The sequence below is a fragment of the Uruburuella suis genome (genome assembly GCF_022870845.1).
GTDB lineage: Bacteria > Pseudomonadota > Gammaproteobacteria > Burkholderiales > Neisseriaceae > Neisseria > Neisseria suis.
Genome location: NZ_CP091507.1, coordinates 610950 through 634701 on the forward strand (window position 1 = coordinate 610950; position 23752 = coordinate 634701).

Genomic DNA, 23752 nt, shown 5'->3' on the forward strand with positions numbered 1-23752 from the left:
CCTGCATTCCACTATATTTCAACACGGCAGGCGCTATTCTTCACCGGCCTCTGTCTGCAAAGCTCGCAGCAGCGGCACCGGCAAATCTTCGAGCAGGTTCCAAAACAGCGGCGTGTCAATCGGCTCGGTGCTGTCGCGGCCGAATACCAAATCCACTTCGATATAGTCGCGCTGGCCGGTGCTTTTTTTGCTGCCCCGGTATTCGCTGCGGGCGGTTTGCTGTGCGCGCTCGAGGCTGTCGGCTTTGTTGCTGCTGAGCACTTCGGCCACGGCGAGGCCGGTTTTGGCGAAAAAGGGCAGCGGGCGGCTTTGGCCGAGCCGGAAATAGGCCAGCCATTGCGCCAATTGCGCACGCGCGGCGGCCTGCGGAATGTCGGCCAGGGTTTGGCTTTGGCCGGGCAGCAGCAGATGGGTGCGGCATTCGGGGTGTTCGTGTGGGCGCACGGCGCAGAAAATCAGGTGTTGCAGCAAATAGGCGAGCATGTCGGGCGCGGAGGGTGCGCGGTTGAGAAAATAAATCTGGCCGTGGCGGTGCAGGTGGCCGAGGCTGCCTTCGAGTGTGTTTTCGCCCAAGCTGAGGCAGTAGGGCTGCGGCGGCAGCTTGGGGCTGGCCAATAATTCGCCGTCGAGCGATTTGGCGGCGGCTTGGAATTGCTGCTGCCACAAGTGGCCGAGCTCGCCTTCGGGCAGCAGGCTCTCGGCGCTCAGGCGGCCGGCGGTTTGGCCGAAATCTTGGTGCGCGCGCCGCGCTTGGGTGTAGGCTTCGGTGATGCGGCTGCTGTGCGGTGGGTCGAAAGGCTCGGCGGCATCCCAGGCTTCGTCTGCATAGGGTGCGTGCCAGCTGAGGGTGTGCTGCAGCCAATGGCGCACGGGGTTGCGCCAGAAGCGCAGAAAGTTTTCTTGCTCAATCACGGCATCGGTGGCGGCTTCGTTTAGCGGCGCGCTGAAAAAGGCGGCTGTTTGGGCTTGGGGCTGGTTGAGGGCGGCGGCGTAATCGCTGCGGCTACTGATGAGGCCGTCTGAAAGGGCGTCGGCGCTGAAATAGCGGGGCGAGAAAGCTTGCAGCGGGTGTTGCAGCACATGCTTGGCGGCCCATTCGCTGCTGCGCTGCCCGCTCATGGCGGCCAGCGTGTCGATAAGCTCGCTGATCAGGGCGGAGGGGGCAAGCGGCTCGTCGTTGCTGATGTTGCGGCCGAGATAGGATAAATAAAGCACTTCGCGTGCGCTGATGATGGCTTCGAGAAACAGATAGCGGTCGTCGTCGCGGCGGGCGCGGTCGCCTTTTTGCGGGTGGCGGGCAATCAGGTCGAAGGCGGCGGCTTTGGTGTTGCGCGGGAAATCGCCATCGTTGAGGCCGAGCAGGCAAATCACTTTAAAAGGCAGGCTGCGCATGGGCACCATGCTGCAAAAAGTGATGCCGCCGCGCAGAAATCCGGCCTGGCTTTGGCCGCTGAGAAAGTGTTGCAGGTGCTCGATAACGATGTGTTGCGGCAGATAGCCGCCAAAGTGCGCCAATTCGGCTTCGGCCTGCCAGCGTGCCAGCGCCTGCTCGATTTGTTGCAAGGCGTGTTGGTCGTTGCTGTCGGGGGCAAATAAATCGGTTAGCAGGCAGCGCACGCGTTCGCACCAAGCGGCAATATCCGCCGGCTGCTGCCAGCGCTTTTGTGTGTCGGCAAGGGTGCGGATCAGTACGGTGAAGCGGCTGAACACGGCGATTTGGTTGGGGTCGCCGTGCCAGGCGCTGATGTTTTGCCACACGGGGTGCGCGCTTTCGGGCAGCATCCAGCCCAAAATCAGCCGCTCCAGCGCCTGCTGCCAGGTAAAGAGGCTGCTGGCTGCGCCGAATTCGCCACGCATGGTGCTGTCTAAGCCCCAATGCACGTTGAGCGCGGCGATGGTGTCGTGCAAAAGCGGCAAATCGTCGCGGCTGAGGGCAAAGCGGCGCAGCACCAAATCGTTTTCCAGCAGCGGCAGCAGATAATCCACTTCGAAGCGGCTTTCCAACAAGGCGAGGGTTTGTGTCAAAGCGTGCAAAAGCGGCTGGCGGCGGCTGAGCTTCACGTCGGAAATCGAATAGGGCAAAGCCTGCGCGCCGCCTTGCGCCTGCCCGAACACGGCTTCGATATAGGGGCTGTAGGGCTCGATATTGGGGGTGAGCACGGCAATATCGTACGGCTGCCAATCGGGGTGCTCGGCCAAAAGCGCGAGCAATTGGTCTTTCAAAATGTGCAACTCGCGCAAAGGGCTGTGGGCGGCGTGAATGCGGATGGAGCTGTCGGCCGGTGCATGCTCCTGCTTGGCGGCGGGCAGGCTGAGGGTTTGGATATCGTGTTGCAAGCGTTGCAGCAAAGTGGGCGCGGTTTGCGCGTCATCGCTGAAATAGCTGCGCTCTTCGCTGATGTGCGCTTCGGCGAGCGCATCGAAGAAATCGCGCCCCTGCTTGCCCAGCGAAGCGAGCAACGGGTGGCCGCTCTGGCTCAAATCAATGTCGTCGCCGCTTTGCAGGATTTGCGCCGCTTCAATCACATTGCCCCAATATTCGCTGCTTGGGTTGAGCGCGAAAATGTGCACATCGCAATGCTCGGCCATGGCTTCTAAAAGCTGCAAATACATCGGCGCCATGGTGGCGATGCCGAACACAAAAAAGCGCTGCGGCAATTTATCGGCGCTCAATGCGGCCAAAAGCTGCTGCCACATGGCCACACGGTGCGGCGCGTTGCTGCTGCCGTCATCAAGAAAGCGCCACAATTCGGCCTGCCAGATTTCATCTTCACCCAGCTCCAGCAAACGGCCTTGCTGCCAGGCGCTGATCCATTGCGGCCGGTAAACCAGATATTGGTCGAAAATATCGGCCAGCTGCCCCGATAGCTGGTAAGCCGCCGCTTGGCCGCCGGCCAAATAGCTTTGCAACGCGGCACGGGCGGCTGCGTATTCAGAGGCCGTCTGAAACGCTTGGCTTTGAAACAAATCCAGCAGCCGCCAGCGCATCACTTCGGGCGCAAACGGGCTCAGCTCGGGCAGGCCGGGCAGGCATTCGCGCATCAGCCGCCAGGTGAGGCCGGCGGGCAGGCTGAATTTCAAATTGGCCGCCACGCCCAATTCTTTGGCCAGATGCAGGTTTAAAAAGCGGCGCATGCCTTGGCTTTGCACCACGATTTCTTCTGCTGCCAGCGGGTTTTCAGGCGGCATCAGCTTTTGCAGCCCGGTAAACACACGGGCGAGGTTTTCAAGGCGGTTGGATTGATAAAGATAGAGCATGGCGGCAGGTGGGTAAGGAAATAGGCCGATTATGCGCGATTTGGCGGGCGGCGGCAAAGCTGGATTTCAGCCGCTTTCACCGATACAATCATCAGAGCGCTTGAATTGCGGCTTGTGGATAAAATAAAGTTTTGCAGTGTGCTTTGTGCCATGATTCGAAACGGCCGCACCCACCATACCCAAAAAGCCTATAAGGCAGAGGAAACCAACATGGATAAAATTGAAAAAAGCAGCGAAGAATGGCGCGCCGAGCTGGCGCCCGATGTGTATCACATCACCCGCGAAGCGGGCACCGAGCGTCCGTTTAGCGGGCAATACAACCATTTCGATGCGGCGGGCGATTACCATTGCGCCTGCTGCGGTGCTTTATTGTTTAAATCACAGCAAAAATTCGACAGCCATTGCGGCTGGCCGGCATTTTTCGAGCAAGCCGAGCCGCAAAGCACTTACCGCGTGCGCGATTTGAGCCACGGCATGGTGCGCGAAGAAGTGCGCTGCCGCCGCTGCGATGCGCATTTGGGGCATGTGTTTCCCGACGGGCCCAAGCCCACCGGCGAGCGCTATTGCATCAATTCGCTGGCGATGGCATTTGAAGCCGAATCGAAATAAAGCTTTCAGACGGCCTGAGTGTTTCCATGCAGAGGCCGTCTGAAAACATTATGGAAATGTAGTTCAAAAAACAAAAAGGCATATTTCGGCTTTGTGGCTCAACACTGTGCCCAGCTGAAGGCCGTCTGATACCAATCCAAAAAAATAACCTAACTTCGTTGTCTTGCCTTGCCGTACTATAGTGGAATGCACAAAAAAGTGATACGGCAGGTAGGTTGGGTTGTAAACCCAACAAATCCACAGGCCGTCTGAAACGTTGGGTTTATCAACCCAACCTACGCCGTTGCAAAATGTAGTTTTGTGTAACTTTTTCTTGCATTTCACTATAGTTGTACTGTCTGCGGCTCGCCGCCTTGTTAGCTTACTTTTTTGAATTAGTATGAAACACAGGAAACCAAACCATGCACAATAGCGATTGGCAGCAAGGCTGGTGGCAGCTTGCGCGGCGGCTCGATTCGCCCAATTTCGAGCCGCGGCCGGCGGGCGAGGCGGCATCGCTGGTGGTGCTGCACAATATTTCGCTGCCGCCGTTTGAATACGGCAACGGCGCGGTGGAAAAATTGTTTACCAATCAAATCAATCCTGCCGAACATCCTTTTTTCAGCATTCTCACCGAATTGCGCGTGTCGAGCCATTTTCTGATCACCCGCGAAGGTGAAGCGGTGCAATTTGTGTCGTGCAACGATATGGCTTATCACGCCGGCGTGTCGGCTTTTTGCGGGCGCGAAAAATGCAATGCTTTTTCAATCGGTATCGAATTGGAAGGCTGCGATTTTGAACCTTTTAGCGATTTGCAGTATCCATGTTTGGATAAGCTGCTGCGCGCCCTGATGGCGCAATACCCGATCAGCGCCGTTTGCGGCCACCAAGATATTGCCCCCGGCCGCAAGAGCGACCCCGGCCATTTTTTCGATTGGGCGAGGCTGGCTGCGGCCGGTTTTCCGCTGGCGCGCCCGATTGACGCGTGTTGATATGGCGGCGCGATTTCAATTCAGGGCAAGGCGAAGCAAGGCCATAGCGGTTTAAATCGCGCCACGATACTGTCATGGCGGGCAAATTTCGCTATAATCCCCCAATTAAAGCAAAATCATCCAAACCCTTTCACAGGTTGAAACAAATATGAGCGATATCACCCTGATTATTCTGGTTTTCTGCGCCGCGGTTATCCTCGGCGTGATTGTGTACAATATGTATCAGGAAAACAAATACCGCCAGCAGGTGCGCGAGCAATTCGGCCATGCCGATAAAGATGCGCTTTTGGGCAGCAAAACCGATTTCGTGCGCGACGGCAAGCCGCTGGGCGGCGAAGCGGCTGAGGCGGCTGAGCCGGTGCGCACCAAAGATGTGTCCCGCCCCAGTCAGAAAGCCGAAGAAGCCGAAGCCATCGCTCAGCCGGCCGCGCCGCAAGCGGACAAAAATGATTTGTTTGCCGAAAAAGTGGCCGCCGCCGCTGCCGCCAAACCCGATGCCGCGATTGAAGTGGAAGAAGATGATTTTGTCGAGCCGGTGTTGCAGCCCGAAGCCGAAAAAGGCGAAGAAGCCTTTGCTTTCGAGCGCGTCGATGCGCCGGCGCCTTCGCAAACCCGCCTGCAAGGCAAGCAGAAAACGCTGCTTCATTTAAACGATCTTACCAAGCTCGAATTGCCGTGGTTCGACCCGCGCTTCGATTATATGGCCTATATCGCGCTGAGCGAAGCGCAAGAGCTGCACGCCATTCCGCGCCTTTCTAGCCGCCACCGCTTTCAGATTGCCGGCTGCACCATGGACGACCGCTTCCAAATCGCCGAGCCGATTCCGAGCGTGTATTACCAAGGCTTTGTAATCGGCCTGCAAGCCGTGAGCCGCAACGGCTTGGCCACCACGCAAGAGCTGGAGCAATTCGGCGAGCAGGTGAATTCGTTTGCCGAAAAAATGAATGCCTCGCTTTTGCTCACCGATGTGGAAACCTTCCTCAACGTGGCGCGGCCGCTGGATGAATTGTGCGCCCGCGTCGACCAAACCATCGCCATGCATTTGGTGTCGCGCGGCAGCATCAGCGGCACGGAATTGCGCGCTGCCGTGGAAAACCTGGGCTTCGAACTGGGCGTGGACGGCGCTTTCCGCCTGCCGAATGAAGAAGGCGAGCCGCTCTTCACCTTGGTTACGCTCGACAACACCCCGTTTACCGCCAGCCTGCTTTCGAGCCAAGCCTATCGCGGCTTCAGCATGTTGTTTGACATCACCCATGTGCCCGCGGGCGAAAAGCAGTTTAACCGCTTTATGGATTTGGCCGTGAAGCTCTCCAGCACGCTGAGCCTCGATTTGGTGAACGACAAGCTGGAAGAATTGTCCACCCAATGGCTCAAAGAAGTGCGCAGCTATGTGGTGGCGCGTCAGGATGAAATGCAGAAAGTGGGCATCGAGCCCGGCGGCAGCTTGGCTGCTCGGCTGTTTTCCTGAGTAAAATATCTGCAAAAAACCAAGCGGGTGCATGATAAAATGCACCCGCTTTCCATGGGGTCGGTATTGCGAATGAGGCAGGGCGTGGCGCAGCCGCACACGCAGTTGAAGCAGCTTCTGCCCGCTCGGCTGTGCCATACGCTTTGCGCCGGCCTGTATAGTGGAATGCAAGAAAAAGTGATACAAAACTATGCTCTATACTATGACGGAGTAGCTTGGGTTGATAAACCCAAGGTTTCATACCAATCCAAAAAAATAACCTAACTTCGTTGGCTCGCCTAGCCGTACTAGGTGTACTGTCTTCGGCTCGCCGCCTTGTTAGCTTACTTTTTTGAATTGGTATCAGACGGCCTAAGCCTATAGAAACGGCAATTAAACATTGAAATTTTAATTAAAAAACTTATTACTTTTTAATTACTTAAATTTTACAAATGCTCAAGTTTTAATTGTCGAATCTATAAACAAGGCCGTCTGAAACCTTCCCCACATTTTCAGACGGCCTAATTCCAAATGACAAACGACACCGCCCGCCGCATCCGCCAGCTCACCGACACGCTCAACCGCTATGCTTATGAGTATTACACGCTCGATGCGCCCAGCGTGCCCGATGCCGAATACGATATTCTGTTTCGAGAGCTCGAAGCGCTCGAAGCGGCTCATCCCGATTTGCGTCTGCCCGAAAGCCCCACCCGCCGTGTGGGCGGCGCGCCTTTGGCCGGCTTTGCCAGCGTGGTGCACGCCGTGCCCATGCTGTCGCTGAGCAATGCTTTTTCGCCGCAAAACGAGGCCGGCGCATTTGACCACAGCGAAATGCTCGCTTTTGATGAACGCGTGCGCGGCGGCTTGGCCGGGCAGCAGCCAGAATATGTGATTGAACCGAAATTCGACGGCTTGGCCATCAGCCTGCTCTATCGAGGCGGCGTGTTGGTGCAGGCGGCCACCCGCGGCGATGGCGCCAGCGGCGAAGACGTTACCGACAATGTGCGCACCATCACCAATATTCCGCTGCGCCTGCACGGCAGCGATGTGCCCGAAACCATCGAAGTGCGCGGCGAAGTGTTGATGCTGAAAGCCGATTTTGCCGCGCTCAATGCGCGTCAAGAAGCCGAGGGTCAAAAAGCGTTTGCCAACCCGCGCAACGCCGCCGCCGGCAGCCTGCGCCAGCTCGATTCGCGCATCACCGCCCGCCGCCGCCTGCACTTTTTTGCCTACGGCATTGCGCAGCAAAGCGGCGGTGCGGCTTTAAACACGCATTTGGATGAGCTGCATTATCTGAAAACATTGGGCTTCAGCCTGCCTGAAGGGCACTACGCCAGCTTCGGCAAGATAGGCGGCGTGTTGGCATTTTATGAGCAAATGGCGCAAAAACGCCCCGAGCTGCCTTATGAAATCGACGGCATGGTGGTGAAAGTCAACAGCTTGGCGCAGCAGGCGGCATTGGGCTTTATTTCGCGCGCGCCGCGCTGGGCGGTTGCGCACAAATTTCCTGCCGAAGAAGCACTCACCGTGGTGGAAGCCATTGATGTGCAAGTGGGGCGCACCGGCGCAGTAACGCCTGTGGCGCGCTTGCAGCCCGTGTTTGTCGGCGGTGTAACCGTGACCAACGCCACGCTGCACAACGAAGGCGAAACGCAACGCAAAGATGTGCGCGTGGCCGACACCGTGGTGGTGCGCCGCGCCGGCGATGTGATTCCCGAAGTGGTGCGGGTGGTGTTTGAGCGCCGGCCAATGCAGGCAGTTGCACCGGCGGCTTTTTCAGACGGCCTCTCGTTTGGCAAGCCTGCCGTGGGTTGTGTTGAAAAGCCCGCGCCGCAAATATCGGCACCGGCAGCCTTTCAAAGTGATTTATTCGGCCAAGCCGGGCTGGCGGGCGGCAAAGAAAGAGAAGAAAAGGCCGCAGCGCCGCAATATCCGCAATACCGCCTACCCGAGCATTGCCCGATTTGCGGCAGCCGCATCGAGCGCGAAGAAGGCGAAGCGGTGGCGCGTTGCAGCGGTGGCATGTTGTGCAAAGCCCAGCGCGCGCAAGGCCTGATCCACTTTGCTTCGCGCAAAGCCATGGACATCGACGGCTTGGGGCAGCGGCAGATTGATGCGCTGGTGGCGCAAGATTTGGTGCACCATTTTGCCGACTTATACCGCCTCAATGTGCCGCTGTTGCAGCAAATGAAAGAAAATGCCGCCGATGATAAAGAAGAAGCGCAAACCGCTTCAGACGGCCTGAAAAAAGCATCGCCCACCAAATGGGCCGAAAATATTCTCGCCGGCATCGAAGCGAGCAAACAGCCCGAGTTGGCGCGCTTTCTGTTTGCGCTGGGCATCCGCCATGTGGGCGAGCGCACCGCCAAAGTATTGGCGCAGGCTTTCGGCACGCTGGCCAATGTGCGCGCCGCGCCCGAGCCTGCGCTCGCCTGCCTGCCCGATATCGGCGGCGTGGTGGCGCATTCGGCGGCGCACTTTTTTGCCGACCCTGCCCAAGCCGCGATGATAGATGATTTGTTGGCCGCCGGTGTGGCACCGCAGCCGCAGCCGATTAGCCTGCCGCCGGCGCAATACGTGCAGCCCGCGCGCTGGCTCGCGCGCCTACCCGGCTTTAAAATCAGCGAAATCAAAGCGCAGGCATTGTGGGATTTGGCCGGCAAAAGCATAGAAGGTTTGCTGCACGACAAAGCTTTGAGCGCCGATTGGCAGCAATGGCGCGCGCAAGCGGAAAATCAGGCTTTATTGCACGCGATGCAGCAATTTTTAAGCCAAATGCCGTCTGAAAACGAACAGGCCGGCAGCAGCAATCAAAATCAAGCCGTTGCCGGCAAAACCTTTGTGCTCACCGGCACCCTGCCCACGCTCAAGCGCGACGAAGCGCAAGCCATGATAGAAGCGGCCGGCGGCAAAGTGTCGGGCAGCGTGTCGAAAAAAACCGATTATGTGGTGGCGGGCGAAGCCGCGGGCAGCAAGCTCGAAAAAGCACAGTCGCTGGGCGTGGCCGTGCTTGATGAAGCCGCATTATTGGCGCTGCTTAACGCATAGCCGTTTAAAACACTTGCAAGCCGCTTGGCAGTTTGCCTGCGAAGCCGGATAATACGAAGGTTAAGATTGCCGATTAAAGAGCCGCCCCGCAAAGCAGCGGCCAAACTTTTCCACCCGGCCAAGGTCGGAGCCATTGAATCAAATATTTTGGAGAAACTCATGAAACCCATCAAAAAAGCCGTATTCCCCGTGGCCGGCATGGGCACCCGCTTTTTGCCCGCCACCAAAGCCAGCCCCAAAGAAATGCTGCCGATTGTCGATAAGCCCTTGATTCAATACGCCGTGGAAGAGGCCGTGGAAGCCGGCTGCACCGAAATGGTGTTTGTCACCGGCCGCAACAAGCGCAGCATTGAAGACCATTTCGACAAAGCCTATGAGCTGGAAACCGAGCTGGCGCAGCGCAATAAAGACCAATTATTGGCGCATGTGCAAGATATTCTACCGCCCGAAATCACCTGTCTTTATATCCGCCAAGCCGAAGCCTTGGGGCTGGGGCATGCCGTGTTGTGCGCCCGCGCCGCCGTAAACGACGAGCCTTTCGCCGTGATTTTGGCCGACGACTTAATCGACTCGCCCAAAGGCGCGCTCAAGCAAATGGTGGAAGTGTATAACCAAACCGGCAACAGCGTGCTCGGTGTGGAAACCGTCGACCCCTCGCAAACCGGTTCTTACGGCATTGTGGAAGTGGAGCAGCTCAAAAGCTATCAGCGCATCATCAATATTGTGGAAAAACCCAAGCCCGAAGATGCGCCCTCCAATCTGGCTGTGGTGGGGCGCTACATCCTCACCCCGCGCATTTTCGACCTGCTCACCAACCTGCCGCGCGGTGCCGGCAACGAAATCCAGCTCACCGATGGCATCGCCCGCCTGCTCGACCACGAATTCGTGCTCGCCCACGCTTTCGACGGCATCCGCTACGATTGCGGCAGCAAGCTGGGCTACCTCGAAGCCACCCTTGCTTTCGGTCTTAACCACCCTGAAACCGGCGCCGAATTCCGCACCTTATTAAAGCAATACGCCGACAAGTTTTAAAAACAAAGCAGGCAATCAAAGGCCGTCTGAACAAAGTTTCAGACGGCCTTTCCTTTTTCAACACATAGTGGAGCGCATAAAAAAGTGACACAGCAGGTAGGTTGGGTTGAAAACCCAACAAGCGGACAAGCTGTCTGATACCCATTCAAAAAATAATATACAAACAGGCAGCCTGTAGGTCGGATTCTCGAATCCGACACTTGTTCGCAGAACAAGGCTCTCATATCGCTTTGGCCGTTGGCCAAACGTCGGATTCAAGAATCCGACCTACACGGATAATGTTGCCGAACTGCTTTTATTTTGTAAGGTTATTTTTTTGAATTGGTATCAGATACCCATTCAAAAAATAATATACAAACAGGCAGCCTGTAGGTCGGATTCTCGAATCCGACACTTGTTCGCAGAACAAGGCTCTCATATCGCTTTGGCCTTGCGGCCAAATGTCGGATTCAAGAATCCGACCTACGCGGATGATGCAGCCGAACTGCTTTTATTTTGTAAGGTTATTTTTCGGATTGGTATGAAACGTTGGGTTTGTCAACCCAACCTACGCCGTTGTCGCATGCAGTTTCGCATAATACCAATCCAAAAAAATAACCTAACTTCGTTGTCTCGCCTTGCCGTACTATCTGTACTGTCTGCAGCTCGCCGCCTTGTTAGCTTACTTTTTTGAATTGGTATAACTTTTTCTTGCATTTCACTATAGCACACAACAGCTGATGCGCAGGTACGATTAGCGCAGCGTAATCATACGCACGAATCGCATCCCCGCTACCCGAAACCCCACCACAGCGCCAGCATACGCGCTTGTGAAAAGCCGCACCTAAATCTTCAATTCCACGCGAATCAGCCCGCGCAGCGCATTGCACAACACAATCTCATCCGCCTGCCGCAATTGCGCCTGCGTGATGCGGCGCTCGAAAATGTGCGCGGTGTTTAAATAATGTTGCGAATCGGCCAGCACGGCGCGGCGCATCACGCCGTTGAGAATGTCCAAATCCAACAGCGGCGTGTGCCATTCGCTGCCAAAGCGCACAAACACATTGCTGCGCCCGCCTTCGAGCAAACAGCCCTCGGTGTTGAAAAAAAGGCTGTCAAACGCGCCTTGCTGCTCGGCCTGTTGCCAGCCGGCATCATAAGCCGCGCGGCGGGTGGTTTTGAAGCGGCGCAGATAATCGTGCAACGGCAAAGCTTGCGGCGCGATCAGCGCATATTGCGCGCCGTGCAAGGGTGCACAGGCCGCGTGGCTCAAATGCAGGCCGTCTGAATTGAGCAAGGCTTTCACACGATATGGCCAGGCATCGGGCAAGGCTTGCAGATAGCGGCCGATTTGCGGCGCCGCATCGGGCGGCAGGCGCAGATTGAGCGCGTCGGCGGCTTGTTGCAAGCGCTCAAGGTGCAGCGGCAGCAATGTGCATTGAGCATTCTCGGCACGCAGCGTTTCAAACACGCCGAATTCGGGCGCGAGCGCGTTGAGAAAGTGCGCTTTCCATTGGCATTCTATATATTCGGCTTCGGCTTCGCTGTCGGCCACAATGCCCGAGCCCACGCCGTAAGTGCCTTGATAAAGGCCGTCTGAAAGCGGCTTGAGCTGCAAAGTGCGTATCACCACATTGAGCGTACCCTCAAAGCCCAGGCCGCTTGAGCAAGGTTTGAGATAGCCGATGCTGCCGGTGTAGAGGCCGCGCGGCGAAGTTTCCAGCGCATCGATAATCTGCATACTCATGCGCTTGGGCGCGCCGGTGATGGAGCCGCAGGGGAACGCGGCCCGAAAAATATCCGCCGCGCTCGTGTGCGGCTTGGCCTGCGCCTCGATGGCCGTGGTCATCTGCCACACGCTGCCGAAGCGGCGCACCTGAAAAGGCGCGGGCACGCGCACGCCGCCGGTGGTGGCGATTTTGCCCAAATCATTGCGCAGCAAATCCACAATCATGATGTTTTCCGCGCGGTTTTTCGGGTCGGCCTGCAAAGCCTGCGCGCGCGCCTCATCGCCGCCATCGCCCAACACCGGCGCCGTGCCTTTCATTGGCTCGGTGGTAATCAGGCCGTCTGAAGCAATGTTGACAAACAATTCGGGTGAAAAAGAGAGCGTCCAGCCCGGCTGCTGCTTGTGGTCGGGCAGGTGCGCCAGCGCCGCATAAGGCACAGGCTGGCGCAAGCGCCGATAAAGCTGCGCCGGGTGGCCGTAGCTTTGCAGCTGCAAGCGCGTGGTGTAATTGATTTGATAAGTGTCGCCGCGCGCAATTGCCGCCTGAATTTCGCCCACCGCGTGCAGATAATCGGCTTTGCCGGTGTTGCTTGTCGGCGTGCTGATGCCGGCGGGCGCATGGTCGGGATAGCGGCTTTGCAGCCATTTTTCCGGCTCGGCAACCGTTTCGCATTTTCGAAACCAATGCAGCGCCAGGCTGGCATCGGGCTGCGGGCTTAAATGTTGCAGCGGGTGGCCGAAAGCATAATCCGCCCACAGCACCACATGCAGCCCCCGCTGCCAGCCTTGCTGCAACAGCCCATCCAGCCCGTGCAGCGTGTCGGCCTGCAAAAAGCGGCTTTCCACATAATCATCATAAAGCGTGGCGCAATCGCGCACCGCATCGTCGAGCAAGGCAAAATAAGGCATACGGCAGGCAGCAAAATAAAAGCGCGATTATATAGTGAAATGAATCAAAAAGTGCTGCGGCGTTGCCGCGCCTTGGCATGCTGCTTGTGCTGTTTGCGGCCGGCTGCCTTGTGCATCTTCATTCTTCATTTCTCTGCTTTATAGATAGCGCAAAGCGTGCGGCGGGTTGTAACAAACGCAAAACCGCCGCCGCATCAGGCAAAAACGGTAATTATTTTGTATATATTTGTTAAAAGCGCTAAAATAAGCACATATAAATAGAGACGAAACCACCCAATAAAAGGAGCAGCAAATGACAGCAGACCAACAATTAAAGCCGTATGAAAAAATCGATTTAGGCAATAAAAAAGACCAACTGCAAGTGTTTGAAGAATCTGTGCTCGAGCATCAAGGCCGCAGCAGCGCCGAAGATTCCAGCGTGGCGCCGCTGCCCGAAAACTATCCCTACCGCACCCGCATGAGCCGGCGCGTGTATGAGCGAGAAAAAAAAAAGCTGCAAATCGAATTGCTCAAAGTGCAAAGCTGGGTGAAAGAATCGGGTCAGCGCATTGTGTGCATTTTCGAAGGCCGCGATGCTGCCGGCAAAGGCGGCACCATCAAGCGCTTTATGGAGCATCTCAACCCGCGCGGCGCGCGCGTGGTGGCCTTGGAAAAACCCACCGAAACCGAGCGCGGCCAATGGTATTTCCAGCGCTATATCCAAAACCTGCCCACCTCGGGCGAAATGGTGTTTTTCGACCGCTCGTGGTACAACCGCGCCGGCGTCGAGCGCGTGATGGGCTTTTGCGAGCCGCACGAATATTTACTGTTTATGCGCCAAACCCCCGAATTCGAACGTATGCTCGTGTCCAGCGGCATTCATCTGTTTAAATTTTGGTTTTCCGTGAGCCGCGAAGAGCAGCTGCGCCGCTTTATTTCCCGCCGCGACGATCCGCTCAAACATTGGAAGCTCTCACCCGTCGATATCCAATCGCTCGACCGCTGGGATGAATACACCGATGCCAAAAACGCCATGTTTTTCCACACCCACACCGGCGACGCCCCGTGGACAGTGGTGAAATCCGACGATAAAAAACGCGCCCGCCTCAACTGCATCCGCGCCTTTTTGCACCATCTCGATTATCCGGGTAAAGACGTAAAAGCCATCGGCGCGCTCGACCCCCTGATTGCCAGCGTGCCCGGCACCACCTTCACCAAAGAGAGCAGCTTTGATGTGCTCGACGATTAAGCCCGATATTAAAGCAGCACATCGAGCATATATATAGAAGCGATAAGCCAAGGCCGTCTGAAGCCTTTCTTTCAGACGGCCTTTACCATAATAGCGTGTAGGTCGGATTCTCGAATCCGACACTTGTTCGCAGAACAAGCATCTTTCACTTTTGTAGAATAAACATCGTGCCTATTCGGCCTTGCGGCCAAATGTCGGATACAAGTATCCGACCTACGGATTTTCAGCAAACCGGCGGGCTTGTGCGTTCAAGGCCGTCTGAAGCCTTTCTTTCAGACGGCCTTTCCCATGACAACGTGTAGGTCGGATTTTCTAATCCGACGCTTGTTCGCAGAACAAGCATGATGCATCCCGCTTGAAACATTCCTACCTTGAAAGCTGCCCCGCCGATTCCCGTCCAAGCGGTCGCAATGCCCGTTTTAAGCCGCCCACACCCGTTTTCAGCATTAAACAAAACAACAAAATTGCCCCGAGCCGCATCGGCAAGTGCCAAAATGCCACACAAACCCCGATTGTGTTGTAAACCTGCAAATCAAATTACTGATTTTATATCGCTATGATTTTTAAGGGCTTAAATAAAATATGTGGGAAAAAGCACACACTTTGGGGCATAAACTGCCAAGCAAAAGGCGGATAAAGTTTGTTTTTTTACAACGAAGCAATTATATTAGCAGACATGAAATCGCTAACGCTGCGATGAATGCAAAAGCTTGGATGGATTTCATATCACCCCATTTAAGTTTGATTTCTTAAACATAGAAAAGGAATACAGCAATGAAAAAAACTCTGATTGCTTTGACCCTGGCGGCTCTGCCGGTTGCAGCTTCTGCCGACGTAATTCTGTACGGCCAAATCAAAGCCGGCGTTGAGGTTTCTCAAACTAAAACTAAAGTTAATGGCAAAGAGACCAAAAGCGACACCGGTTCGCAAATCGCCGACTTCGGCTCACGCATCGGCTTCAAAGGCCACGAGCACTTGGGCAACAACCTGAACGCCATTTGGCAGGTTGAAAACAACGTAAACGTTGCAGGCGACGGCGACTGGGCCGGTCGTGAATCATTCATCGGTTTGGAAGGCAACTTCGGTAAAATCCGTGCCGGTAAGCTGGAAACCCAACTGAAAAGCATGGATTCTTTGGATCCGTGGGAATACAGCAACAACGCTTTGGGCTTGGGCATGTTCCAACGCACTGGTGAGCGCATTGTTTCTGTGAAATACGATTCTCCGGTTTGGGCCGGCTTCAGCGGTAACGTACAATTCACCCCGCGTGATAACGGTACTGAAGTACGCAATGAAGGCGTGACTACTGGTCGTGCTGACGATGCCAGCGACACTTCACGCTACTACGCCGGTTTGAACTATGAAAACGCTGGTTTCTTCGCCCGCTACGGCTTCGGTTACAAAAAATCTGCTTATGTGACTACTGCTGGCGAAAGCAAATCAGGTCAAGCGCATAAAGTAGAAGGCGGTTACGATGCCAACAACCTGTTTGTTGGTTTGGGCTACCAATACACCAATGGTTGGGATAGCTATGACAGCTATGTTGCTCAGTTGAGCAGCGATAGCTACTACATCGCTGCTGCCGATGACAGCGTAGGCCTGAAAGCACATGAAGTGGCTACCACTGTTGCTTACCGCTTCGGCAATGTTGTACCACGCTTCTCTTATGCCCACGGCTTCAAAGGTAAAGGTGCTGGTTTGACCGATTCAGAGCGTAAGATCACCAAATACGACCAAGTTGTGTTGGGTGCCGATTACGACTTCTCTAAACGCACCACTGCCTTGGTGTCTGCCGGCTGGCTGCGTGCTGGTGGCGGCGACAACAAGTCTGAAACCACTGCCGGTATGGTTGGTCTGCGTCACAAATTCTAATCTCACGATTAGCCTTGAAAAGAGCCTGCTTCGCAGGCTCTTTTTTATGGCCACCACCACCGTAGCCGCCGTAGGTACGCACGCCGCGCTTTTTGCGGCGTAATCGTACGCATGAAGCCTCGCAACCTTCATAAAACAAAGGCCGTCTGAAACCCAGTCACCGTAGGTACGATTAGCCGCGCTTTTTGCGGCGTAATCGTACGCATGAACTCCCACAACTTATAGAAACAAAAGGCCGTCTGAAGCCCAACTGCTTTCAGACGGCCTGCTTGATTGCTACGGAATACGTTCGAGCGCATGCGTACGATTACGCCGCCTTTGGGCGGCTAATCGTACCTACGCTGTGGTTGTGGAACACCCTTAATCGCATGCGCACGATTACGCCGCTTTTGGGCGGTGTGCATACCTACGCTGTGGTTGTGGAACACCCTTAATTCGTATGCATGCAGTCACTCACCAAAATCGCCTTCTTCAATTATGCCGGCCCAATCTTGCGGATAAACGCCTTGCTCGACATAGCGGTGAAAAGTGGAATATGGCGAATCTTTCACTTGCTCAACCAAGCCGTGTTTCAGCGGATTGATATGCACATAATCGAAATGCCGTTGAAAATCTTCTTCATCGCGAATCAAATGTTCCCAATAATGACGTTGCCAAATGCCGCGTTCGCCTGCTTGCTGCCGGATGGGCGAGCGATATTCGGTTAAAGGCAGGCTGCGGCTGAAATGGCTTTTAATCAGCCGCCAGCGCGTGGAATAATTGCTGTCTCCTTGGGGTAAGCGCCAAATGCAATGCATATGGTTTGGCAACACCACCCAAGCCACAATCTCAAACGGATGGCTTGCCCGCACTTTTCGAACCGATTGCCTGAGCAATTCTATTTCACGCACCAATAAATCATTGTGCCTGCGCTGCAACAGGTTGACGGTGAAAAACCACATGCCGCCGGGGCGGTGCATACGTTTGTAATTCGGCATATTGCAAGATGTCGGATTTAATGTGTAAAGGTGATTATAAATGAAAATATATTTAAGCGCTGTAGGTGCGCACGCCGCGCTTTTTGCGGCGTAATCGTACGCATGAACTGCGGCCGTGCGCACTTACGATGTTGCGCATTACTTCGCGCGCAGCCGTCGTAGGTACGATTAGCTGTAGGTACGCACGCCGCCCAAAGGCGGCGTAATCGTACGTATGAAGCCTCACAACCTTCATAAAGCAAAGGCCATCTGAAACCTCAAAGCTTTCAGATGACCTGCTTGATTGCTACGGAACACGCTCAATCGCATGCGTACGATTACGGCCTGTTGCCGTGCGTACCTACGATGTGGCGGCATTATTTGGCGCGTAGGCGGTAAAGATAGGTGGTTTCCTGCGTGCGGGCGAAGGCTAAGGGGTCGGCGGTGTTGAGGGCTTTTTGGTGTTGCGGTTTGGTGTGCAGAATATCGATCACATTTAGTGAGGCCGTCTGAAAGCATTGGCTGAGAAATTCGGGCGCTCGCAGGTGCAGGTGCTCGGCTAAATCGGAAATGATCAGCCAGGCTTCGCCGCCGGGGTTGAGGTGGGCGGCGGCACCGTTGAGAAAGCCTTGCAGCATGGCGCTGCCGGGGTCGTAGAGGGCGGCTTCGATGGCGGATGTGGGTTTGGCCGGCAGCCACGGCGGGTTGCACACGATTAAATCGGCGCGCGCGGCGGGGAATAAATCCACCGCTTCGATTTGCACTTGTTTTTCCAGCCCCAGCCGTTGCAGATTGGCGCGGGCGCAGGTGATGGCGCGCGGGTTGGTGTCGGTGGCGGTGATGTGCGGCACGCCGCGACGACGGGCGAGCAGGGCGGCGAGCACGCCGCTGCCGGTGCCGATATCGAATGCGTGCTGGCAAGATTCGGGCAACGGCGCCTGCATCAATAAATCGAGATATTCGCCGCGCAAGGGGGAAAACACGCCGAAAGGCACGTGGATTTTGCCGCCGAGCGCGGGGATGTCCACGCCTTTTTTGTGCCATTCGTGCGCACCGATAAAGCCCAGCAATTGGTTGAGCGGCAGCAGAAAAGGCGTATCGTTGGCCTGCCCATACACATCGTTCAGCGCGGCACGCACATCGGGTGCGCGCGGCAAATCGAGCGTGAAGCCTGCACCGATTTCCACCGCCAGCATATTGAGCAACCGGCTTTGCTGCGCCTGCTGCATGCGGTGGCGGTGGAAAGCGGCTTGAATATCGGCATCGGCGGCGCGTGTGCTGTTTTTGTGCAAACGCTTTTTCATCGCTGCCAGCACTTGCTTGGCGTTGTGAAAATCGCCGCGCCACACGCTGGCAATGTGTTCGCGGGCGTTTTTCAGCACCGTATCGGCATTGGTTTCGTGCACAAACAGCGCTTGCTTGGGCGGCTTTTGCGTGCTTTCGTTGCGCCAGGGCAGCTCATCGTGGCGGCCGGTGGAAATCAAATCATATTTATCAAGCATAGCGGTTTGTCAAATATATTGGCAGCCGCCAGTTTACGCTATTTTCAGACGGCCTGTTTGATTGCTGCGGAACGCGCCCGAACGCATGCGTATGATTACGGCATGCGGCCGTGCGTACCTATGCAGCTCTAAAATAGACAATTTGTATATAAAATATCATAAAATATAAATTTGCAATCAAAATAAATAAAATTGTTGCCGTTTTGTCTGATTTAAGTATAATCAGGCTCATCAATCCGTTGGAAAACATTTTTTAGACAAAGGTGCATCATGCAACTGGACATCGACCGTTTAATCGCTTATTTCGGCGGCGTGAATGCGCTGGCCGAGGCGCTCAAGCAGCAAGACCCGCAGCATGCGGCCAGCACGGCGGCTATTTATAAATGGCGCACGCGCGGCTCGCTGCCGCTCAATCAGCTGCAAAAGCTGACGGCGCTGGCCGAAGCGCAAGGCCGGCCGCTGGATTTGAATGCTTTTATGCAGCAACAAACCACTCTGGAGAAACAAAACATGCCCAAAGATAATCGCGTTATCATATTCGACACCACGCTGCGCGACGGCGAGCAATCGCCCGGTGCCGCCATGACCAAAGAAGAAAAAATCCGCATTGCGCGCCAATTGGAAAAGCTGGGCGTGGATGTGATTGAAGCGGGCTTTGCTGCGGCCAGCCCGGGTGATTTCGAAGCAATCAACGAAATCGCCAAAACGCTTACCCGCGCCACTGTGTGCTCGCTCAGCCGCGCCATGGAGCGCGATATCCGCGCCGCCGGCGAAGCGGTGGCACCTGCCGCCAAGCGCCGCATCCACACTTTTATCGCCACCAGCCCCATCCATATGGAGCACAAGCTGAAAATGAAGCCCAAGCAGGTGATTGAATCGGCGGTGAAAGCGGTGAAAATCGCCAAGGAATACACCGATGATGTGGAATTTTCCTGCGAAGATGCGCTGCGCTCGGAAATCGGCTTTTTGGCTGAAATCTGCGGCGCGGTGATTGAAGCCGGCGCCACCACCATCAATATTCCCGACACCGTGGGCTATTCGGTGCCGCACCGCACCGAAGCCTTTTTCCGCGAGCTGATTGCGAAAACGCCGGGCGGCGACAAAGTGGTATGGTCGGCGCATTGCCACAACGATTTGGGCTTGGCTGTGGGCAACTCGCTGGCTGCCGTGCTCGGCGGCGCGCGCCAAGTGGAATGCACCATTAACGGTTTGGGCGAGCGCGCGGGCAATGCCAGCTTGGAAGAAATCGTGATGACGTTTAAAACCCGCCACGATGTGTTCGGCCTCGAAACCGGCGTGGACACCACCCAGATTGTGCCCACTTCCAAGCTCGTGTCTACCGTTACCGGCTATCCGGTGCAGCCCAATAAAGCCATTGTGGGCGCCAATGCATTTGCACACGAATCGGGCATTCACCAAGACGGTGTGCTCAAACACCGCGAAACTTATGAAATCATGTCGGCTGAGAGCGTGGGCTGGGCCGCCAACCGCTTGAGCTTGGGCAAGCTTTCCGGCCGCAATGCCTTTAAAACCAAGCTTGCCGATTTGGGCATCGAATTGGAGAGCGAAGAAGCGCTCAATGCCGCTTTTGCCCGCTTTAAAGAATTGGCCGACAAAAAACGCGAAATTTTCGATGAAGATTTGCACGCGCTGGTGTCGGATGAAATGGTGAATTTGTCGCAAGACAACTATAAATTCATCTCGCAAAAAATCAGCACCGAAACCGGTGAATTGCCGGCGGCTGAAGTGGTGTTCAGCGTGGGCGGCGTGGAGCACCGCGCTAGTGCCAACGGCTCGGGCCCGGTGGATGCGATTTTTAAAGCCATCGAGAGCGTGGCCGATAGCGGCGCCGTGTTGCAGATTTATTCGGTGAACGCCGTCACCGAGGGCACAGAGAGCCAGGGCGAAACCACCGTGCGCCTGGCGCGAGGCGGCCGCGTGGTGAACGGGCAGGGCGCAGATACCGATGTGTTGGTGGCCACTGCCAAAGCCTATCTTTCTGCTTTGAGCAAGCTGGAATTCGGCACCGAAAAATTGAAAGCGCAAGGAAGCGGGATTTAATTGTTGTTGCTGAATCAAAGGCCGTCTGAAATTTTTTCAGACGGCCTTTTTTCATGCGTATAGTGAAATGCAAGAAAAAGTGACACAAAACTATGCACTATAACGGAGTAGATTGGATTGATAAACCCAAGGTTTCAGACGGCTTGTGGATTTGTTGGGTTTACAACCCAACCTACCCGCTTTTTCAGACGGCCTTTTTTCATGCGCATAGTGAAATGCAAGAAAAAGTGACACGAAACTGTATTTTGCAACGGCGTAGATTGGATTGATAAACCCAAGGTTTCAGACGGATTGTGGATTTATTGGGTTTTCAACCCAACCTACCCGCAATATCAAAGGCCGTCTGAAATTTCAGACGGCCTTTGATATTGCGGTGTTTACAGCGCGGATGCTTCTTTGGCCAGCTTGGTGATGGCGGCCCAATCTTTGTTTTGCACGGCTTCTTTGGGGGTGAGCCATGAGCCGCCTACGCACAATACGTTGGGCAGGGCCAAGTATTCAGGCGCGGTTTCGAGGCTGATGCCGCCGGTGGGGCAGAAGCGCACGTCGGCAAAGGGGCCGTAGAGGGCTTTGAGCATGGCTTTGCCGCCCACCACTTCGGCGGGGAAAAGTTTCATGGTGTTAATGCCGTGCTCCAGCGCCAGCATCAGCTCGCCAGGAGTGGCAATGCCGGGAATCACGGCGATGCTGCTTTTTTCTGCGGCTTTGGCGAAATTGATGTTGAAGCCGGGGCTGATGGCAAAGACAGCGCCTGCATCGGTGACGGCTTTGAGTTGCTCGCCGTTGGTTACGGTGCCGGCGCCGACAATGGCATTGGGCACTTCTTTTTTGATTTGGCGGATGGCTTCGAGGCCGGCGGCGGTGCGCAAGGTGATTTCCAAGGTGGGAATGCCGCCTTCAACAAGGGCGTGCGCCAAATCTACGGCGGTTGAAAGATCGTCGATGGCGATAACGGGCACAACTTTGCCGGCGGTGAGGATTTCGCGTGGGGTCATGAGGTTCTCCAATGTAAAAAAATAATGCGGGTGGGTTTCAGACGGCCTGTTCATCATAAAAGGCCGTCTGAAAAAGGTTTAGGCAAAGTCGCCACCGAAGCTCATGGCACCGGTTTCGGCGCTGCTGCTGAGACTGCGGAAGCCGGCGAAAAGCTCGCGGCCGGTGCCGTGGGCGTTTTTGCGCAAATCGGCATGGGCGTGTTCGCGCGCCAGCCATTCGGCTTCGTTGATCAGCACGTCCAGCTCGCCTTTTTCGGCATCGAAGCGGATGAGGTCGCCGGTGCGGATTTTGCCGATGGCGCCGCCGAGCAGGGCTTCGGGGCTCATGTGGATGGCGGCGGGCACTTTGCCCGATGCGCCCGACATGCGCCCATCAGTGACCAGCGCCACTTTGAAGCCGCGGCTTTGCAGAATGCTCAGCTGCGGAGTGAGCTTGTGCAATTCGGGCATGCCGTTGGCACGCGGGCCTTGAAAACGCACCACGGCGATAAAGTCGCGCTCCAATTCGCCGCGGTCGAATGCGGCCAACACATCGCGTTGGTCGTCAAACACAATGGCCGGCGCTTCAATCACGCGGTGCTCGGGCGCGACGGCGGATACTTTGATGACGCTGCGGCCGATGTTGCCTTTCATCAGGCGCAGGCCGCCATCGGCAGAGAAAGGGTTGGCGGCGGTGCGGATTACGTTGTCGTCGCCGCTTTGGGCAGCCGCATCGCGCCATTCGAGCTTGCCCTCAATCATAAACGGCTCTTTGGTGTAGGGGCGCATGCCGTGGCCGACCACGGTGTCGACATCTTCGTGCATCAGGCCGGCATCAAGCAGCTCGCGAATCACGAAAGCGAGGCCGCCGGCTGCGGCGAAATGGTTGACGTCGGCTTTGCCGTTGGGATACACGCGGGTGAGCAGCGGAATGATGTCGGAAATTTCGTTGAAATCGTCCCAGTTTACGATAATGCCGGCGGCGCGGGCAAAGGCCACTACGTGCATGGTGTGGTTGGTGGAGCCGCCGGTGGCCATCAGGCCGACAATGGCGTTGACGATCGATTTTTCGCTAACCATTTCGCCCACCGGCAAAATGGTGTTGTGTCTGACGGCGGTGGCGATGTGGGCGGCGGCGGCGCGGGTGAGCGCTTCGCGCATGGGAGTGTTGGGGTTGACGAAGGCGGTGTTGGGCATGTGCAAGCCCATCATTTCCATCATCATTTGGTTGGAGTTGGCGGTGCCGTAGAAGGTGCAGGTGCCCGGGCTGTGGTAAGAGGCCATTTCGCTTTCAAGCAGCGCATCGCGGCCGACTTTGCCCTCGGCAAACAATTGGCGGGTTTTGGCTTTTTCATCATTGGAAATGCCGCTGGTCATCGGGCCTGCGGGCACGAAAATGGCGGGCAGGTGGCCGAAGCTCAACGCGCCGATCAATAAGCCGGGCACGATTTTGTCGCACACGCCCAAATAAAGGGCGGCATCAAACATTTGGTGCGAAAGCGCCACGGCGGTGCTCATGGCAATCACATCGCGCGAAAAGAGCGACAATTCCATGCCGGTGTAGCCTTGGGTGATGCCGTCGCACATGGCGGGCGTGCCGCCGGCAAATTGGGCGGTGGCGCCGTGTTTGAGGGCTTCTTCTTTAATCCAGGTGGGGAAAACCTGCAGCGGTTGGTGGGCGGATACCATGTCGTTATAAGCCGACACAATGCCCAGATTGGGGGTTTTCTCTTGCTGCAATTCGATTTTCACCGCGTGAGGCGCGGCGGCAAAAGCGTGTGCCAGATTGGTGCAGCCCAATTGGCTGCGCTCAAGGCGGCCGGCATGGTGGGCGGCGCGGATGCGATCCAAATAAGCGGCGCGGGTGGGGCGGCTGCGCTCGATAATGCGTTGGGTAACGGCAGCAAGGATGGGGTGGAGGGTGGGCGTGTTCATTATTGTGTGCCTTTCTGGCTGGATATCGTGAAAGGGCAGGCAGCCAAGGGGGCAGGCCGTCTGAATGGCTTTTTCTATGGGATGATTATAATACGGATGAATGTTAAATTGTAGTTAAATTACATAACGAAAGTTGAACCAAATCAAACTTTATTTTGTAGCTTTGTAACATAATAGGCGTGAAAGATGACGTTAGTTTTATCTAAGTCAAATAATTTTCGCGAAACCGCATAGACAAAAGT

The 23752-nt window shown here is 55.7% G+C and carries 14 protein-coding genes; 8 read left to right on the forward strand and 6 right to left on the reverse strand.

Annotation, left to right across the window (positions count from 1 at the left end; all coding sequences use genetic code 11):
* Positions 1-33: 33 nt before the first annotated feature.
* Complete coding sequence (gene recC / locus LVJ78_RS02715; protein WP_132953411.1) at positions 34-3258, reverse strand: exodeoxyribonuclease V subunit gamma; 3225 nt, start codon at positions 3256-3258, stop codon at positions 34-36.
* A 210-nt stretch (positions 3259-3468) separates the two neighbouring features.
* Here recC and msrB point away from each other — a divergent pair, with 210 nt between their 5' ends.
* The 5 genes from msrB to galU all read left to right on the forward strand — a co-directional run bounded on the left by msrB (position 3469) and on the right by galU (position 10365).
* A complete protein-coding gene (gene msrB / locus LVJ78_RS02720) occupies positions 3469-3867 on the forward strand; it encodes a peptide-methionine (R)-S-oxide reductase MsrB (protein WP_132953413.1) in 399 nt (132 codons plus the stop codon).
* Positions 3868-4268: 401 nt separating this feature from the next.
* Positions 4269-4838, forward strand: a complete 570-nt coding sequence (gene ampD, locus LVJ78_RS02725; RefSeq protein WP_132953415.1) for a 1,6-anhydro-N-acetylmuramyl-L-alanine amidase AmpD — start codon at positions 4269-4271, stop codon at positions 4836-4838.
* A gap of 148 nt (positions 4839-4986) precedes the next feature.
* Positions 4987-6306: a cell division protein ZipA C-terminal FtsZ-binding domain-containing protein gene (locus LVJ78_RS02730; RefSeq protein ID WP_132953417.1), complete on the forward strand. Its 1320-nt coding sequence runs from the start codon at positions 4987-4989 to the stop codon at positions 6304-6306.
* A 510-nt stretch (positions 6307-6816) separates the two neighbouring features.
* Complete coding sequence (gene ligA / locus LVJ78_RS02735; RefSeq protein ID WP_132953419.1) at positions 6817-9333, forward strand: NAD-dependent DNA ligase LigA; 2517 nt, start codon at positions 6817-6819, stop codon at positions 9331-9333.
* A gap of 159 nt (positions 9334-9492) precedes the next feature.
* On the forward strand, positions 9493-10365 hold the full coding sequence (gene galU / locus LVJ78_RS02740) for a UTP--glucose-1-phosphate uridylyltransferase GalU (protein WP_132953421.1): 873 nt from the start codon (positions 9493-9495) through the stop codon (positions 10363-10365).
* An 823-nt stretch (positions 10366-11188) separates the two neighbouring features.
* Here galU and LVJ78_RS02745 read toward each other — a convergent pair.
* Positions 11189-12982 carry a bifunctional chorismate-binding protein/class IV aminotransferase gene (locus LVJ78_RS02745; RefSeq protein WP_132953423.1) on the reverse strand — a complete coding sequence of 598 codons (1794 nt, stop codon included), beginning with the start codon at positions 12980-12982 and terminating at the stop codon, positions 11189-11191.
* Between the two features lie 292 nt (positions 12983-13274).
* On the opposite strand from LVJ78_RS02745, the gene ppk2 reads away from it, so the two are divergent.
* Entirely contained in the window at positions 13275-14210 is a 936-nt protein-coding gene (gene ppk2, locus LVJ78_RS02750; protein ID WP_132953425.1) for a polyphosphate kinase 2, read from the forward strand.
* 774 nt (positions 14211-14984) lie between these two features.
* Positions 14985-16082, forward strand: coding sequence for a trimeric porin PorB (porB, locus tag LVJ78_RS02755; protein WP_132953427.1), 1098 nt, complete (start codon positions 14985-14987; stop codon positions 16080-16082).
* A gap of 449 nt (positions 16083-16531) precedes the next feature.
* Here the strand turns inward: porB and LVJ78_RS02760 are convergent, their stop codons facing one another.
* Complete coding sequence (locus LVJ78_RS02760; RefSeq protein ID WP_132953430.1) at positions 16532-17059, reverse strand: REP-associated tyrosine transposase; 528 nt, start codon at positions 17057-17059, stop codon at positions 16532-16534.
* A 356-nt stretch (positions 17060-17415) separates the two neighbouring features.
* Complete coding sequence (locus LVJ78_RS02765; RefSeq protein ID WP_132953432.1) at positions 17416-18540, reverse strand: methyltransferase; 1125 nt, start codon at positions 18538-18540, stop codon at positions 17416-17418.
* A 270-nt stretch (positions 18541-18810) separates the two neighbouring features.
* Between LVJ78_RS02765 and LVJ78_RS02770 the strand changes: the two genes are divergently transcribed.
* Positions 18811-20601, forward strand: a complete 1791-nt coding sequence (locus LVJ78_RS02770; RefSeq protein WP_132953434.1) for a 2-isopropylmalate synthase — start codon at positions 18811-18813, stop codon at positions 20599-20601.
* A gap of 377 nt (positions 20602-20978) precedes the next feature.
* On the opposite strand, the gene LVJ78_RS02775 is transcribed toward LVJ78_RS02770, so the two are convergent.
* Positions 20979-21596 carry a bifunctional 4-hydroxy-2-oxoglutarate aldolase/2-dehydro-3-deoxy-phosphogluconate aldolase gene (locus tag LVJ78_RS02775; protein ID WP_132953436.1) on the reverse strand — a complete coding sequence of 206 codons (618 nt, stop codon included), beginning with the start codon at positions 21594-21596 and terminating at the stop codon, positions 20979-20981.
* 78 nt (positions 21597-21674) lie between these two features.
* Entirely contained in the window at positions 21675-23510 is a 1836-nt protein-coding gene (gene edd / locus LVJ78_RS02780) for a phosphogluconate dehydratase (protein WP_132953438.1), read from the reverse strand.
* Positions 23511-23752: the final 242 nt, after the last annotated feature.